Genomic DNA, 16,375 nt, shown 5'->3' on the forward strand with positions numbered 1-16,375 from the left:
ATCCTGATGAACGGCGAGCAACTCATCCTCGCCATCGTATTTCCCGTCGCCATCTTGGTTGCCGGCAAGATGTGGGGCGCGCGGTTCGGCGTCGACTACCAACATCTGGCGCCGTCGGTGCTGGGCATGGTGCTGTGGTCGTCGGGGCTCACGACGCTCGCCATCGCCACCGGATTTGAGCGACGCTACAACGTGCTCGAGCGCCTCACCGCGACCCCGCTGGGCAAGGACGGCATTCTGCTCGGTAAGGCGCTGTCGATCGCGATGATCACCTTGGGGCAGGTGGCTGCGCTCGGCGTGCTCGGGCTGCTGATGGGGTGGCGCCCCGCGGTCGCCCCTACGGCGTGGCTCGTCACGACGGTGACGTGCGTCGTCGGTATGGCGGCGTTCATTGCGCTCGGATTGGCCATCGCTGGTTCGCTTCGCCCGGAGACGACGCTGGCGCTGGCGAACTTGTTGTTCTTGGTTGGGCTCCCGCTCGGCATCGTGATTCCCGTGACGGCATTCCCCGGTTGGGCGCAACCGATCCTCACGGCGCTACCCACCGCGGCCGTCGGAGAGTCGCTGCGTGCGGGGGGAACGGGTACAGTGCTTTGGTTGCCGCTCGTCGTGGCGGCCGTGTGGGCTGCGGCGGCTGCGGCGCTTGCCAGAAAGGTATTTCGTTGGACCTCTTGAAGAAGCTCGTCGGCACGCAGCGCGCGCTGATGGCGTGGCTGTGGGCGTCGCTGATCTGCAACATGGGCATCGTGGTCACAGGCGGCATCGTGCGCCTGACTGGCTCGGGGCTCGGCTGCTCCGACTGGCCCTACTGCACGCCAGACCGGCTCACCCCGCACCCTGAGCTGGGCATCCACGGGCTCATCGAGTTCGGCAACCGCACGCTCACCGGCGTGCTGTGCTTCGTCGCGCTCGGCGCGTGGATCGCGGCCTGGTGGGTGCGCGGACGCGGCACCAAGCTGTGGTGGGTGACGTTCGCCGTCGGATGGGGCATCGTCGCGCAGGCCATCGTCGGCGGTATCACGGTGAAGCTGGGGCTCAACCCGTTCATCGTCGGCTTCCACCTCACGGCATCCATTCCGCTCATCGTGTTGTGCACGTGGGGTGTGTTGTTGGGGCGTGACAACGTGCCGGCTGCGACGTCGGCCGGCACCCGGGCGCTCATCGTCGGCACCTTCTGCGCGGCAATGGTGAGCGTGATCACTGGCACGCTCACGACGGGCGCCGGCCCCCATGCCGGCGACGCCAACGCGCCGCGCAACGGGCTGAACATCGAGCAGATCGCGCGCATCCACGCGCTCTCAGCGTGGGTGGTGGCCATCCTCGCCGTCGCCTGCGTCGTGGTGTGCAAGCGTGCGGCCAACCGCGAAGCGGCCCGCCTAGCGACGATGTTCCTCGCCACCGTCGCGCTGCAGGGCGCCATCGGCTACCTGCAGTACTTCCTGGGCATCCCGGCAACCGTGGTGTGGATGCACATGGCCGGCCTCACCGTCTTCGCCGCAGCCTCGGCCTGGCTGCTGTTCGGCACCAAGGTCGCAAAGCCAACCCTCACCTGAGCCCGACGCAATAGAGTGGGTGGCCGAAGCACAACGAGACGAAAGGCCACCGATGGCATTGCCTGACTTCGCCAGCTACTCGGCTGAGCGCTACCGCGACGAGATCAACCAGGGCATGGCCCACCAGAAGCAGACGCTCGCGACGCTGCGCAGCGACGACGCCCCCGCCACGCGCGAAAACGTGCTCGACATGTGGGAGGACGCGCGTCGACCACTCAACCTGGTGCTCTCGATGTTCTACTCGGTGAAAGCTGCTGACACCACCGACGAACTGGACGCGATCGCCGAGGAGTACGCGAGCAAGCTGTCCGCCCACGACGACGAAATCTACCTCGACAAGGGCATCTACGATCGTCTGCAGGCGCTGCAACGCCGATTCGACGACGGTGAGGTCGAGGCTGATGATCAGGACCGCTACCACCTGGCCGAGCTGCTGAACGACTTCGAACGAGCCGGCGTCGCACTCGACGATGCGGAGCAGGCGCGTCTTCGCGAGCTGAACGGGCGCATCGCGGAGCTGTCCACGACGTTCGAGCGCCTCAACCGTGAGGCACGCAATGCCGCCGGGTTTGCCGTCGACGAAGAGGAGCTGGAGGGCCTCTCCCCGGCCGACGTGGATGCCCTGCGCACCGACGACGGCCTCCGCCTTCAGCTGGTGAACACCACGCAGCAGCCACTCACCGCCAAACTCGCCAACGCCGACTTGCGACGCCGCGTCCTCGACGCTTCCCTTACACGCGGGCTGGGCGAGTTCGATACGCGCGAGACCCTCGTCGAGTTGGCTCGCGTGCGCGCCGAGCGCGCCACGTTGCTCGGGTACCCGTCGCATGCGGCACTCGTCGCGTCGAAGGGTACGGCGAAGACGACGCAGGCCATCGAGGAGGTGCTCATCCCTCTGGCACAGGCGGCGCTGGCGAAAACGCGGAAGGAAGCCGCCGAGCTCGCCGAGAAGTACGCCGAGCTCAATCCCGGCGCCACCTTCACGGCAGCCGACTGGCAGTACGTCGAGGCGCAGCTACGCAAGGAGCGGTTCGCCTTCGACGAGTCGGAACTCGACGAGTACCTCACCGTCGAGAAGGTCACCGAGGCCTGTTACGCGGCGGCCACCGAACTGTACGGCATCACGTTCAAGCTCCGCGACGATCTGCGCGGGCATGTCGAGGACGCGCAGGTATACGAGGTGTCTAACGCCGACGGCTCCCCCGTCGGGCTGTTCCTCATGGACCTCTGGGCGCGCCCGACGAAGAACGGCGGCGCCTGGATGACCGGCATCAACGAGGTGTCGACGCTCTCCGACGAGCTGCCCATCGTCACCAACAACTGCAACTACCGCAAGACCGTGCCGACCGTGACCTGGGACGAGGTCATCACCATGTTCCACGAGTTCGGACACGCGCTGCACGGCCTGTTTGGCAAGGCCAAATACCCGTCGCGTTCGGGTACGAGCGTGCCGCGCGATTTCGTTGAATTCCCCAGCCAGGTCAACGAGCACTGGGCGTGGCAGCCGGGACGGGTGCTGCCCGCCGAGTGGTTGGAGAAGCTGCAGGCCGCCAGCGAGTTTGGGCTGGGGTATGCCAAGGCTGAGGCACTCATCGCCGCGGTGCTCGACTACGTGTGGCACTCCACGCCGCTCGATGAGCTCCCCGCTTCGGCCGACGAGGTGGCCGCCTTCGAGCAGTCCGCGCTCGAGCGCTACGGGCTGGCCGACGACATCTGCCCGCCGCGCTACCGCACGCAGTACTTCGCGCACATCTGGGGCGGCGGCTACGCGGCCAGCTACTACGGCTACACCTGGGCCGAGGTGCTCGACGCGGATGCTGTGGCCTGGTTCGAGGAGCAAGGCGGCGGCACCCGAGCAAACGGCGACCACTTCCGCGCGACGCTGCTCGGCCCCGCAGGCGGTGTCGACCCGATGCAGACCTACCGGACATTCCGCGGGCGCGACCCGGAGCTGCAGCCGCTGCTCGACCGCCTGGGCTTGACGTTGGCGTAGTACCGCACGGGATTTCGATACGCCCGCTACGCGGGCTACTCAATCACCGGGGGCGGCCCTCACCCGGCCCTCGAGTGGGCGGCGCAGCGATCGAAAAACTTCAAAATCCGTACGCAGATTGACCAAACACCCCTAATACGGGCCCTTCATCTCATCTGCGTACGGATTTTGAAGTTTCGTGGTGGGTGACTTCGGCGGGTTTCGATACGCGAGCTTCGCTCGCTACTCAACCACCGGCGCGGGGTGGCCCCGGCGTGCCCACGATCAGCGGCGGTAGCGCAGCGGGTTCGGTTGGCAGCTGCATTCGGTGGCGATGCGCAGGCTGGCGGCGATCCGCCCATGGTCGCGCAGTGCGTGCAACTGCGCGACCACCTTGTCGCGCAGCGTCATCGGGTCGATGGTGTTGAGGTAGATCTTCGTCGCGCCCTCGAAGCCCGCCAGCGTTGAGACCCGCCACTTCAGCATGATGCGCCACGGCATCGGCTCGCGCACGTCGATGGGCCGATGGTGCCACTCCTCGTTGCACGCGACGTCGGCGCCCGTCGCGGCATGCATCGCGTGCAGCACATCCGACACGCCGTCGATCTCCTGCGTCGAGTGCCGCCATGGGTCCGACTCCTCGGAGCGCGAGTACACCTCGATGGTCGGATACCGGTGACCAAACCCCGCGAACGCGATGGCGTGGTCGTTCTCTGCGATCATCAGATTGTTTCTGCTCGCATAGTTCGCGGCCGCATCGTTGAAGATGTTGGGATTGCGCCTCAGCTTCGCCAGCGTCAGTTCCTGCTGCGTCCCACGCTCGTCGATCGCCACCAGCTGCTTGTGCAGATGGTCGAAGGACGCGCCAGCCGGCTTCAGCCAATTCTGGAACACGGACACATACCGCGCGTACCGATTCGCGGCGTAGAGCCGCTCCATCGAGTCTACCGTAAACCGCAGGAACCGACGGTGTTCCTCCGGCCTGAGCGTGCCGGATGATGCCAGCTGGGAGTTCTCCGTAGCGCCGTCGACGAAGTGGCGACGGGCGATGATCACGTCATGCCCTCCCCCGAAAAAGCCGGATGCCGCCTCCAGCTTCTCGCCGAGCTCCATCCGAGCGATGTCCTCGGGCGCATGCCCGCTCGCCCGTAGCTTGGCCTCCACCACGCCCACCACGTGCCGCAGCCCCTCGGGCTCCGCCAGATATGCCTCACGACGGGCAGCGACGTCGTCCGACAGCTCGTAGCCGTAGTTGAGATGCCAGTAGTCGTAGCTCAAAATCTCGAACAGGTTCGGCACCCGACGAAACTCCGCCGCCTCGTCGAGGAGCTGGCTGGCGGGGACACCGTCGAGCTGCACCCAATCATCGCCGCGGCGCACGACGCGCGACTTCTCCGGCGGCGTCTCCCAGTAGCGCAGCTCGCAAAAGGCGCAGTGGCGGCCGTGTTCGTCGAGGCTGAGCGGCTGAGGGTCCGCCACCTGCACGCCCAGCGGGCGATTCCCGCGGCCGGGCACCGTCCACACTTCGGTACCGGTAAAAGGGTTGAGTTGCTTGACCGTGCCATCGGCGAGCACATCAAGATATTCCGGCTCCCGCACAAAGAGATCCATGCGTCGAGCCTACGCGCCTCAGCGCGCGAAGATCAGCGGATCGATTGCGATGGCGAGGAACAAGATCGCCAGGTAGCTGTTCGACCAGTGGAACAGGCGCATGGCCTTCAGCTGCGCGCCTTCGAGCCCACGGTTGGCTCGTCTCAGCAGCTGCACAGCTTCCCAGGTGATGACGGCGCCAGACAGTACCGCCACGACGGCGTAGAGCGGCCCCGTCGGAGCCACCGGCCACAACAGCAGCGACGCGCCCACCGTCAGCAAGGTGTAGACAAGAATCTGTCTGGCCACCTGCGGGGCCGTCCGAACGACGGGCAGCATCGGCACGCCCGCCGCCGCATAGTCGTCCTTGTAGCGAAACGACAGCGCCCACGTGTGTGGCGGGGTCCAGAAGAACACCACGGCGAACATGATGATCGGCGGCCAGCTCACCGAGTTCGTCACCGCGGTCCAGCCGATCAGCGGCGGGAAACAGCCCGCGATGCCACCCCAGATGATGTTCTGCCATGTGCGGCGCTTCAACCAGATCGTGTACACGAACACGTACAGCGCGTTCGCCAGGAGCGCGAGGCCGGCAGAGAGCCAGTTCGCGCCGAACCCCAAAATGAGCGAGGAGACGACGGCCAGCAGCACGCCAAAAATGGTGGCCGAGCGAACCCCCACCTGGTGCCGAGGCATGGGGCGACGCCTGGTGCGACGCATGGTCTCGTCGATGTCGCGGTCGAGCACGCAGTTGAAGGTGTTGGCGCTAGCGGCGGCCATCCACCCACCGAACAAGGTGGCGACGGCGGGCCACAGCGGTGGCAACCCACCTTGCGCGAGGAACATGGCGGGCAGGGTGGTGACGAGCAGCAGCTCGATGATGCGAGGTTTCGTCAGTGCAACGTAGGCCTTCACCACGTCCCTCGCGCTCGCACGCGACGCGTGTGCCGTCGTAGCCGTCACCTGACCTCCCTCACAATTCCCGAGGGAGTCTACAGCTGAAATAGCGAACATCCTAGTTGCGAAGAACCGTTAGGCTGGGGAATGTGACTTCCAGTTCCACCCCGTTCGTCAACCCGTTGAGGGATTCCGACGACCGCAGACTCCCCCGCATCGCCGAGCCGTGCGTGCTCGTGATTTTCGGCGTCACCGGCGATCTCTCCCGCAAGAAGCTCATGCCAGCTGTCTACGACCTGGCCAACCGAGGCCTGCTTCCCCCTGGCTTCGGCCTGGTGGGCTTCGCTCGTCGCGAGTGGGAAGACCAAGACTTCGCGCAGGTCGTGCACGACGCGGTCAAGGAGCATGCCCGCACCGAGTTCCGCGAAGAGGTATGGGAGCAGCTCCTCGAGGGCATCCGGTTCGTGAGCGGCACCTTCGACTCCGACGACGCCTTCGAGCGCCTGCGGGAAACCCTCACTGAACTCGACACCGAGCGCGGCACCGGTGGCAACCACGCCTTCTATCTCTCCATCCCGCCGTCGGGCTTCGAGCCCGTGATGCAGCAGCTGCGCTCGCACGGCCTTGTGGAACAGAGCGACGAGAGCTGGCACCGTGTCGTGATCGAGAAACCCTTCGGCCACGACCTCGAGTCTGCGAAGGAGCTCGACGCCGTCGTCTCAGACCTCTTCGCACCCCAGGATGTGTTCCGCATCGACCACTACCTGGGTAAGGAGACCGTGCAGAACATCCTGGCGCTGCGGTTCGCGAATCAGCTCTTCGAACCCGTGTGGAACAACCACTACGTCAGCCACGTGGAGATCACGATGGCCGAAGACATCGGCATCGGTGGCCGTGCGGGGTACTTCGACGGCATCGGCATCGCCCGCGACGTGATGCAAAACCACCTTCTCCAGCTGCTCGCGCTCGCCGCGATGGAGGACCCGACGAACTTCGACGCCGCCCAGCTGCGCACGGAGAAGAAGAAGGTCCTCGCCGCAGCAAGCGTCCCCAAGGACTACGCCAAACACACCGCCCGCGGACAGTATGCCGGCGGCTGGCAAGGCGGCAAGGAAGTGCTCGGCTACATCGAGGAAGACGGCGTAGACCCCAGTTCCAACACCGAAACGTTCGCCGCAATTCGCGTCGACATCGACAACCGACGCTGGGCCGGCGTGCCCTTCTACCTCCGCACCGGCAAGCGCATGCCGCGACGCGTGACAGAGGTGGCGCTGAACTTCAAGCAGCCCCCGCATCTGCCATTCACAAGCACCGATACCGCGAAACTCGGCACCAACGCACTGGTACTGCGTATCCAGCCCGACGAGGGCGTCACCCTCCGCTTCGGCGCCAAGGTGCCCGGCACGCAGATGGAGATCCGCGAGGTGTCGATGGACTTCGGCTACGGCGGCTCCTTCACCGAATCATCCCCGGAAGCCTACGAGCGCCTCATTCTCGACGTGCTGCTCGGCGAGCCACCGCTGTTCCCGCAGCAGGAAGAGGTGGAGCTCAGCTGGCGCATCCTCGACCCGGTGCTCGAGTACTGGGCCTCGCTCGATGAACAGCCCGAACAATACGAGCCCGGCACCTGGGGCCCTTCATCCGCCCACGACATGCTCGCCGGCGATGGCCGCGCCTGGCGACGCCCGTAGGAGCAACGTCATGATTATCGAACTGCCAGACACCACGTCGAGAGAAATCTCCGCCGCACTCACGAAGGCGCACCGCGGAGCGGGCGCGAGCGGCCTCGTGCTGACCCTCATCATCGCCACCGACGACGCGCACTTCGACGACGCCATCCACGCCGCGAAAACCTCCGCCTACGCGCATCCGTCGAGGGTGATCGTCGTCACCGACGCCAACAGCGACGGAGGCCCTTCGATGGATGCCACCGTCGAGGTCGGCGACGGGCTCCCTGGCGACCTCATCACCCTCACCCTGCGCGGCGGGCTGCGCGAACGCGCCAATGTGATGTTGCTGCCGCTGCTGCTTCCCGACTCCCCCACCGTCGTGTGGTGGCCCCACGAAGGGCCCGACGACCTGGCGCAAGATCCCATCGGCCAACTCGCGGATCGGCGCATCACGGACGCCGCCGGCTGCGCCGACCCGCAGGCGGCGCTCAGAAACCGTGCCCGGCATCACACCGCCGGTGACACCGACCTCACCTGGACGCGACTCACCAGGTGGCGGGCGCTGCTCGTCGCCGCCGTCGATCAAGTGGCATCCCCCGTGCGCAGCGCGCGGGTGGTATCCGCGCATGACAACGCCCCCGCGACGCTCCTCGCCACCTGGCTGAGCAACAAGCTAGGCATCGAGGTGGAGCGCATCGACGGCGACGGCATCGGCGTGATCGAGGTCGTCCTGGGCACCGACGCAGGCGATATCTCTATCCGCCGCCCCGGCAACACGACGGCGGAATACACCGTGCCTGGACAGCCACCACGAAAGGTAGCCCTGCGACGACGCCCGCTCACTGATCTCCTCACCGAGGAGCTACAACGCCTCGACCCCGACCAAGTGTTCGAGGACACCGTCGCCCATTTGCTGTCGCAACAAGGAGAGCACTGATGCATCACCGCCTAGTTCGTGCCCCCCACGCCGACGATGTCGCCAGCATCGTCGCGGAGCGCCTCGTCGCACTCCTGACCAAGAAGGCTGCCGCGCAAGACCGCATCGACATCTGTCTCGCGGGCGGGACCGCCGCGAACGCAGTGTACGAGCGGATGGCCGAGCTCATCGTCGACGTGGACATCGACTACATGAAGCTGCACCTGTGGTGGGGCGACGAGCGCTTCGTCGCGGCCACCGACCCAGACCGCAACTCACTGCAGGCGCTCGAACGTCTCGCCCGGACCCTGCCCATCCATTCCGCGAACATCCACATGATGGCTGCCAAAGATGGACGCAAGGATTCTCGCGAGAGCGCTGACGTCTACGAAACAGAACTCGGCGACACCCGTTTCGACCTCGTGCTGCTCGGCATGGGCCCCGACGGGCACACGGCATCGATCTTCCCCGAGCACCCGAGCTTCAAGCCGACGACTCGGCTCGTCATCGGGGTGGAAGATGCACCGAAGCCTCCCCCAGAGCGCATTACGCTCACGTTCAATGCGCTGAACAACACCGACGCATTATGGTTCATCGTGACCGGTGACGCTAAGGCCGATGCCGTGGCTCGTGTGCTCGACGGCGACCAGACGCTCCCCGCAGCCCATGCTCGCGGCGAACACTCCACGTTGTGGTTCGTCGATGACGCAGCGGCAAGCAAACTGCCGGGCCAGTACCGCTGCGAGTTGTAATCGCGGCCCTAGCCCGGCAGCTGCCGGTATGAACTGGGAAGTCAGTAAATGATTTCGCCAGCGGCCCGACGGGCGCGCAGCGTGGTGATGGCTTCCGCGAGGATCGCCTCCGCGTCCTCTTCGGAGCGACGCTCCTTCACATAGGCCAGGTGCGTCTTGTACGGCACGATCTTCGGCGGCGGAGGCGGGTTGTCCTCATCCTTGTTCGCCGGAAGTCCGCAGCGTGGGCAGTCCCATTCCTCCGGGATCTGAGCGTCAATTGCAAACGCGGGGCGCGTCTCGTGCCCACTCGCGCAGAAATAGGAGACCCGGTGCCGAGCGACGGCGTCCCCTCGCTCTGCCTCGCCCATGGGGCCAGCGCCCACACGGCTTCCACGGATGGCATTGCCACCTGCCACAGCTCTTCTCCTTCAGTTGTCGTTGGGAATGGTTAGGTCGATCGTTAGAGCGCTTCGGCGCGGTACACCAGCAACAGCGCGATGATGGTGAACAGCCAAATCAGCCCGACGATCAGCGTGATGAGGTCCAGTCGACGCTCGGCGCGCGAGACGCCGCCCATCGAGGTGGACATGCCGCCACCGAACAGGTCAGACATACCACCGCCACGGCCCTTGTGGAGGAGGATGGACGCTGCCAAAAGGATGCTCAGCACGATGAGAATCACGGAGAGGATAGTCACCGGCATGGAGAGAAGAGGCACAATCACGCAGGCCAGTGTAACTGACGCGTGAGTGAATGCCGAATCAGCTCCTGGTATGACGAAGGTCGGCCGCCCAGCGCCCTGGACGGCCGACCAACGGGTGACAGACAGATCAGACAGCGAGGTCCTGGAACCGGATGATCGCTGCAAATTCCTCCGCCTTCAAGCTCGCGCCACCGACGAGGGCACCGTCGACGTCGGGCTGATCCATGATGGAGCGGATGCTGCCGGACTTCACCGAGCCGCCGTACTGGATACGCACCTTGTCAGCTGCGTCATCGCCGAAGGCGCTGCGCACCTCGTTGCGGATAGCGCCGCACACCTCCTGCGCATCTTCGGGGGTCGCAACCTCGCCGGTGCCGATGGCCCAGACGGGCTCGTAGGCGATGACGATGCCAGCCACCTGCTCGGCAGTCAGCCCATCGAGCGCGCCGCGAACCTGAGCGACGGTGTACTCGACGTGCTTGCCTTCCTTGCGCACGTCCAGGCCCTCGCCCACGCAGATGATGGGCGTCATGCCCTGGGCGATGACCTTCTTGGCCTTCGCGCCGACGAGCTCATCGGTTTCGCCGTGGTATTGGCGACGCTCGGAGTGCCCGACGACGACGTAGCGCACCTGCAGCTTGGCCAGCATGTCTGCGCTGACTTCGCCGGTATAGGCGCCGGAGTCCTGCGCCGACACGTCCTGAGCACCGAGCTGGAGCGGCATGCGGTCGCCGTCGATGAGGGTCTGCACGGTGCGCAGGTCGGTGAACGGAGGAATGACGACGGCGTCCACCGTTTTCGGGTCAAATTCCTTGTCGGCGAGCGTCCACGCGAGCTTCTGGACGAGCCCAGTCGCCTCGACGTGGTTCATGTTCATTTTCCAGTTGCCAGCGATGATGGGGGTACGAGCCATGATCACTTCTCCTCTTCTAGTACTGCAATACCGGGGAGTTCTTTACCCTCGAGGAACTCGAGGGAGGCGCCGCCGCCGGTGGAAATGTGGCCGAATTCGTCGTCAGCGTGTCCGAGCGCACGAACCGCCGCTGCGGAGTCGCCTCCACCGATCACGCTGAACGCGTCGGACTCCGCGAGCGCCTTGGCGACCGCGGCGGTGCCGTGCGACAGCTCCTCGATCTCGAATACACCCATGGGGCCATTCCAGAACACAGTCTTGGCACCCTTGATGGCGTCGGCGAACAGCTTCTCAGTGTCGGGGCCGATGTCCAGGCCAATCTGTCCGGCCGGAATGGCATCCGCCGAGACGACGCTCACCTTGCCGGTAACGGTGCGGGCGTCGAAATCCATGCCCTCGGCAACCCGGGAATCGACGGGCAGCAGCAGCTGCTTGCCGGCATCCTTGGCCTGCTGGATGTAGCCAGCGCAGGTGTCGAGGTTGGCTTCGTCCACCAGGGAGTTACCGATCTCCTTGCCCTGAGCCTTGAGGAAGGTGTATGCCATGCCGCCGCCCACGATCACCGTGTCGGCAACCTTCAGCAGGTTGTCGATGACTGCGAGCTTGTCGGCCACCTTGGCGCCGCCCAGCACGACGACGAAGGGGCGCTCCGGACGCTCGGTGACACCGCGCAGCACCTCGACTTCCTTACCGACGAGGTAGCCGGCAGCGTTCGGAAGCAGCTTGGCCACATCGTAGACGGAGGCCTGCTTGCGGTGCACGACGCCAAAGCCGTCGGAGACGAACACGTCGCCGAATGCCGCGTACTGCTCGGCGAGCGCCTTGCGCTCGTTCTCGTCCTTCGACTCTTCGCCGGGCTCGTATCGCACGTTCTCGAGAAGAGCGACGTCACCGTCCCCCAGAGCGCCGACCACGGCCTTCGCCGATTCGCCGACGACGTCTTCGGCCAGCTTCACGTCCTTGCCGAGCAGCTCACCGAGCCGCTTCGCGACAGGAGCGAGCGAGTACTTGGGGTTGACTTGGCCCTTCGGGCGACCGAGGTGCGCCATGATGACGACGCGGGCGCCGGCATCCACCAGCTTGGTCAGCGTGGGCAGCGCGGCACGGATGCGGCCGTCGTCGGTGATGACGTCGCCGTCGAGCGGCACGTTGAAGTCGCAGCGGATGAGCACCCGCTTGCCTGCGACATCGAGTTCATCGATGGTCTTCACGGGGATGGGTTCCTTTCAAATGGGAAGAACAACGGGGGATGAAGGTGAAGGCCCCGCACCCCTCACAGGGAGTACGGGGCCAACACTGTCAGTGCATGGGCGGCTGAACGATCAGAGTTTCGAGCCGACGAGTGCGGTCAGGTCAACCAGACGGTTGGAGTAGCCCCACTCGTTGTCGTACCAGCCCACAACCTTCACCTGGTTGCCGATGACCTTGGTGAGGCCAGCGTCGAAGATGCAGGAGTGCGGGTCGGTTTCGATGTCCTTCGAAACGATCGGATCCTCCGTGTAGGAGAGGATGCCCTTGAGCGGACCCTCAGCAGCCTTCTTGATGGCGGCGTTGATCTCCTCGACGGTGACCTCACGGCCAGCTTCGAAGGTGAGGTCGGTGGCGGAGCCGGTCGGCGTGGGAACGCGCAGAGCGTAGCCATCGAACTTGCCCTTGAGCTCGGGGAGCACGAGAGCCACAGCAGCAGCGGCACCGGTCTTGGTGGGAACGATGTTCAGAGCAGCGGCGCGAGCGCGGCGGAGGTCCTTGTGGGGGCCGTCCTGCAGGTTCTGGTCTGCGGTGTACGCGTGGATGGTGGTCATGAGACCCTTTTCGATGCCGAACTCGTCGTTCAGCACCTTCGCCATCGGTGCCAGGCAGTTGGTGGTGCAGGAAGCGTTCGAGATGACGGTGTGGTCGGCCGTCAGGTCGCCGTCGTTCACACCCATCACGATGGTGATGTCTTCGTTCTTGGCGGGAGCCGAGATGATGACCTTCTTCGCGCCAGCGGTGATGTGAGCCTTGGCAGCGGAGGCCTCAGTGAAGCGGCCGGTGGACTCCACGACGATGTCGACGCCGAGGTCGCCCCAAGGAAGCTGGGCCGGATCCTTTTCTTCAAAGACCTTGAAGGTGTCGCCGCCCGCAGTGATCGACTGGTCGTCGAAGGTGATCTCGCCATCGAACTTGCCGAGGATCGAGTCGTACTTCAGCAGGTGCGCGAGGGTCTTGTTGTCGGTGAGGTCGTTGACGGCCACCACGTCGATGTCGGCACCAGAGGCCTTGAGTGCGCGGTAGTAGTTACGGCCGATGCGGCCGAAGCCGTTGATAGCAACCTTAACGGTCATGTGAATAGATACCCTTCAGTTCACTTGCGCTCACCCCGCCGGGCGGAATCCCGGGCAGCGCTTTGCGCCTTGGCGTACAGCTTCATCCTAGCCACATCGATCAGATGGACAAGCGTCAGGGTCGAGAAAACCAACGTCTAATCGTCGTCGCGCAAGTCTGGAGGCAGCGACGCCTCCGTGTCGGGAATGCCTTGTTCCTTCGCGGCCTTGTCAGCGGTCGATAGCAGTCGCCGAATACGTCCCGCTACGGCATCCTTGGTGAGCGGAGGATCGTGCAATTTACCGAGCTCTTCCAAGCTGGCCTGGCGATGTTCGACACGCAGCAGACCTGCAACGCGCAAATGTTCAGGCACGTCGTCACCGAGAATCTCCAGCGCCCGCTGCACCCGAGTGCTGGCTGCCACCGCCGCGCGCACGGAGCGCCGTAGGTTGGCATCGTCGAAGTTCGCTAGCCGGTGCGCTTGGGCGCGAACTTCGCGGCGCATCCGGCGTTCCTCCCACAGCAGACGCGCCTCCTGGGCGCCCATGCGCGTCAATAGTTCAGCGATCGCTTCGCCGTCGCGCAGTTGGACACGCGTCTGGTTTCGAGTTTCTCGCGACTTCGCCATGAATCCGAGACGTCGGCCTGCGCCGACGAGCGCGAGCGCCGCTTCTGCACCGGGGCAGGTAACCTCCAGGCCCATAGAACGCCCGGGTTCGGTCAGCGAACCACGTGCCAGGAACGCACCGCGCCACACAGCCGTCGCATCGACGACCGAGCCCGCCACCACCTTCGGCGGAAGCCCGCGCACGGGACGCCGTTTGTGGTCGACGAGCCCAGTGAGCCGTGCCAGACGTTCGCCGTCGGCAACCACGCGGATGGTATAGCGCGGACTGCGATGAATGCCGGATGGGTTGATGACCACGAGTTCCGACGCGCAGTCCCACAGGTCCGCGATAAACGTGCTGAGTCGACGTGCTGCGGCAGACGAGTCAAGTTCAGCTTCGAGGACGATCTTGCCCGCAACAAGATGCAAGCCACCCCCGAAACGGAGCATGGCAATCGCCTCCGCAGCTCGTGCACTGGATTGCGGGATGTGCACTGCGGCCAGCTCAGACTTGAGTTTCTGGGTCAAGGCCATCGGCCCGTTCACCTCTTCCCTTGCCCAATCACCTCGGCGAATACTGCGGCAAGTCGTTCCGAATCATGTGTCGGCGCCCCGTCACGTGAGGCGACGTCCGCCACGACGAGCTCCGCTCCGAGCGCCCGCACGTAGTCTGCCATGTGAGGATCCCTCTGGGCGAACCCCACATCCGCGATCACCGTGTCAAGCCGTAGGTCGGGGGCGTGCTCTGCAAGGACTTCGATATGCCGCCCCGCGCTCATGCCCGCCGTCTCATCACGTGGAGCGATGTTGAACACGAGAATGCGTTGAGCGTTCGAGGTCATGAGAGCATCGCACAGTTGCGGTACCAGAAGGTGCGGAATCACGGAAGTGAACCACGATCCGGGCCCCAACACGATCGCATCGGCTTGATCGACGGCCTCCAGCGCGCTCGGGTATGCCGGGGGTTCGTGCGGCACCAACCGCACGCGCCGCACCTCAGCGTGCGCCTTCGCCACGCTCGCTTGCCCGATGAGCGTGTTGATCTCGTCAGGTGCAAACGGATCTAGACCCAGCACGTCGGCCTCAATTTCCAGCGGCACCGTGCTCATCGGAATGACGCGTCCCTCCACACCCAGGAGGTCCCCCACCATGTCGAGTGCCGCCAGTTCGTCGCCCAGCTGTTGCCACAGCCCGGCGATCAGCAGGTTGCCGATAGCGTGGCCCGCGAGGGGCCCGTCGCCTCGAAACCGCGCTTGCAGCACTGTGGCCCAGGTGCTACCGACGTCGTCATCGGAGCACAATGCCGCGAGCGCCATGCGCAGATCACCCGGCGGCAGGATGTCGAACTCGTCGCGAAGTCGCCCCGACGATCCGCCGTCGTCGGCTACCGTCACGATCGCGGTGAGCCGTTGCGTCACCTTGCGCAGCGCCCTCAGACTAGCGGCAAGCCCATGCCCACCACCGAGGGCGACGACGTTGGGCCCTGGCGTCGTATCCACGTCGCTCATTCCTTCCCCAGGTCACGGTGCATGACCGTGCACATCACGCCCGCTTCGGTAAGTCGCCGTTTGAGTTCCTCACTCATCGCAGTGGAGCGATGCTTGCCTCCCGTGCATCCAATGGCGAGCGTCACCTGCCGCTTGCCTTCGTTCAAATAGCCCGGTGAGGTGGTGCGAACGACCGCCATCATGTTGTCGAGCATCTCTTGGGCGGCTTCAACCTTGAGCACGTAGGCGGCGACGTCGCGGCTGAGACCCGTCTTGGGACGTAGCTCTGGGATCCAGAACGGATTGGGCAGGAACCGCACGTCGAACACGAGGTCGGCGTCGATCGGAAGCCCATGCTTGAAGCCGAAGCTCATGATGGACACGGTCAGGGCGTCGGTGGTGTCGCTGCCGAAGTGATTCGCGATGCGCTGAACAAGCTGTCTGGCGCTCAGCCTCGAGGTGTCGACGACGATGTCAGCGCGCGCTCGGAGATCCGCCATGAGGTGGCGCTCTTTGGTAATGCCATCCATGAGCCTGCCCTCACCTTGCAACGGGAGCGGGCGGCGGTTGGATTCCTGGCGTTGAACGATCACGTCGTCGTCGGCTTCCAAATACACGAGCGCGAGCTTCCGCGTCTGGTGGCGGAGGCGCTCGATGGCTTCGGGGAGCTGCTCGAAGAACACGCGGGTGCGCACGTCAGCCACGACAGCGAGGCGATCAATACCAAACCCGGAGATGGTGTCAGCGAGCGAGGGCAGCATCACCGGAGGCAGGTTGTCGACCACGTACCAGCCGAGATCTTCCATCGCGTGCGCGGCGGTGCGTCGGCCTGCCCCAGACAGCCCCGTAATGATCGCGACTTCACTCACCATGCGCTCAACCTTAGCTGTCTTCACCGACGTCGGTGGCGTCGGCGGCTGCATTCCTTGGAGCCGCTACGACGCCGAGGCGACAGGGGTGATTTCGGTGTCACTCTCTGCGAGCCCACGCGCATGCACCGCATCTCCGGTGCGCTGCGCATACGAGCCG

At 65.1% G+C, this 16,375-nt stretch carries 16 protein-coding genes; 6 read left to right on the plus strand and 10 right to left on the minus strand.

All coding sequences use genetic code 11. The features are described from left to right. From Q0X68_RS11355 to Q0X68_RS11365, 3 genes are all read left to right on the plus strand, one after another. Positions 1 to 675 (plus strand): ABC transporter permease (locus Q0X68_RS11355; protein WP_297751827.1); only part of this gene is annotated, 675 nt, incomplete at its 5' end. After that, positions 663 to 1,553, plus strand: a complete 891-nt coding sequence (locus tag Q0X68_RS11360; RefSeq protein WP_297751830.1) for a heme A synthase — start codon at positions 663 to 665, stop codon at positions 1,551 to 1,553. The genes Q0X68_RS11355 and Q0X68_RS11360, both read left to right, overlap by 13 nt. A gap of 52 nt (positions 1,554 to 1,605) precedes the next feature. Continuing rightward, entirely contained in the window at positions 1,606 to 3,546 is a 1,941-nt protein-coding gene (locus Q0X68_RS11365; RefSeq protein WP_297751832.1) for a M3 family metallopeptidase, read from the plus strand. Between the two features lie 264 nt (positions 3,547 to 3,810). On the opposite strand, the gene Q0X68_RS11370 is transcribed toward Q0X68_RS11365, so the two are convergent. Continuing rightward, positions 3,811 to 5,136 (minus strand): DUF4921 family protein, encoded by a 1,326-nt coding sequence (locus Q0X68_RS11370; RefSeq protein ID WP_297751834.1) that lies wholly within the window; start codon positions 5,134 to 5,136, stop codon positions 3,811 to 3,813. Between the two features lie 18 nt (positions 5,137 to 5,154). Then, positions 5,155 to 6,078 (minus strand): heme o synthase, encoded by a 924-nt coding sequence (locus tag Q0X68_RS11375; protein ID WP_366128294.1) that lies wholly within the window; start codon positions 6,076 to 6,078, stop codon positions 5,155 to 5,157. A 164-nt stretch (positions 6,079 to 6,242) separates the two neighbouring features. Between Q0X68_RS11375 and zwf the strand changes: the two genes are divergently transcribed. Genes zwf through pgl form a run of 3 tightly spaced genes read left to right on the plus strand, consistent with a single transcriptional unit; the run spans position 6,243 to position 9,350 of the window. Beyond that, positions 6,243 to 7,703 (plus strand): glucose-6-phosphate dehydrogenase, encoded by a 1,461-nt coding sequence (zwf, locus tag Q0X68_RS11380; protein WP_366128301.1) that lies wholly within the window; start codon positions 6,243 to 6,245, stop codon positions 7,701 to 7,703. A 10-nt stretch (positions 7,704 to 7,713) separates the two neighbouring features. Next, positions 7,714 to 8,619, plus strand: coding sequence for a glucose-6-phosphate dehydrogenase assembly protein OpcA (locus Q0X68_RS11385; protein ID WP_297751840.1), 906 nt, complete (start codon positions 7,714 to 7,716; stop codon positions 8,617 to 8,619). After that, positions 8,619 to 9,350: a 6-phosphogluconolactonase gene (gene pgl / locus Q0X68_RS11390; protein WP_297751843.1), complete on the plus strand. Its 732-nt coding sequence runs from the start codon at positions 8,619 to 8,621 to the stop codon at positions 9,348 to 9,350. The genes Q0X68_RS11385 and pgl overlap by 1 nt, the downstream gene beginning before the upstream one ends. A gap of 41 nt (positions 9,351 to 9,391) precedes the next feature. On the opposite strand, the gene Q0X68_RS11395 is transcribed toward pgl, so the two are convergent. The 8 genes from Q0X68_RS11395 to rapZ all read right to left on the minus strand — a co-directional run bounded on the left by Q0X68_RS11395 (position 9,392) and on the right by rapZ (position 16,218). After that, complete coding sequence (locus tag Q0X68_RS11395; protein WP_108871662.1) at positions 9,392 to 9,748, minus strand: RNA polymerase-binding protein RbpA; 357 nt, start codon at positions 9,746 to 9,748, stop codon at positions 9,392 to 9,394. 44 nt (positions 9,749 to 9,792) lie between these two features. Then, positions 9,793 to 10,035: a preprotein translocase subunit SecG gene (secG, locus tag Q0X68_RS11400; RefSeq protein WP_297751865.1), complete on the minus strand. Its 243-nt coding sequence runs from the start codon at positions 10,033 to 10,035 to the stop codon at positions 9,793 to 9,795. A 127-nt stretch (positions 10,036 to 10,162) separates the two neighbouring features. Beyond that, on the minus strand, positions 10,163 to 10,948 hold the full coding sequence (gene tpiA / locus Q0X68_RS11405) for a triose-phosphate isomerase (RefSeq protein ID WP_297751845.1): 786 nt from the start codon (positions 10,946 to 10,948) through the stop codon (positions 10,163 to 10,165). Between the two features lie 2 nt (positions 10,949 to 10,950). After that, entirely contained in the window at positions 10,951 to 12,159 is a 1,209-nt protein-coding gene (locus Q0X68_RS11410) for a phosphoglycerate kinase (RefSeq protein WP_108871660.1), read from the minus strand. Positions 12,160 to 12,270: 111 nt separating this feature from the next. Continuing rightward, entirely contained in the window at positions 12,271 to 13,272 is a 1,002-nt protein-coding gene (gap, locus tag Q0X68_RS11415) for a type I glyceraldehyde-3-phosphate dehydrogenase (RefSeq protein ID WP_108871659.1), read from the minus strand. 137 nt (positions 13,273 to 13,409) lie between these two features. After that, complete coding sequence (whiA, locus tag Q0X68_RS11420; protein ID WP_297751855.1) at positions 13,410 to 14,393, minus strand: DNA-binding protein WhiA; 984 nt, start codon at positions 14,391 to 14,393, stop codon at positions 13,410 to 13,412. Positions 14,394 to 14,401: 8 nt separating this feature from the next. Beyond that, the gene (gene yvcK / locus Q0X68_RS11425; RefSeq protein WP_366128299.1) at positions 14,402 to 15,358 is read right to left on the minus strand and encodes a uridine diphosphate-N-acetylglucosamine-binding protein YvcK; all 957 of its coding nucleotides are present in this window, start codon (positions 15,356 to 15,358) and stop codon (positions 14,402 to 14,404) included. A 5-nt stretch (positions 15,359 to 15,363) separates the two neighbouring features. Next, the gene (gene rapZ, locus Q0X68_RS11430; protein ID WP_297751860.1) at positions 15,364 to 16,218 is read right to left on the minus strand and encodes an RNase adapter RapZ; all 855 of its coding nucleotides are present in this window, start codon (positions 16,216 to 16,218) and stop codon (positions 15,364 to 15,366) included. Positions 16,219 to 16,375 lie beyond the last annotated feature (157 nt).

It is taken from the genome of uncultured Tessaracoccus sp. (assembly GCF_947286155.1).
Taxonomy (GTDB): Bacteria; Actinomycetota; Actinomycetes; order Propionibacteriales; family Propionibacteriaceae; genus Arachnia.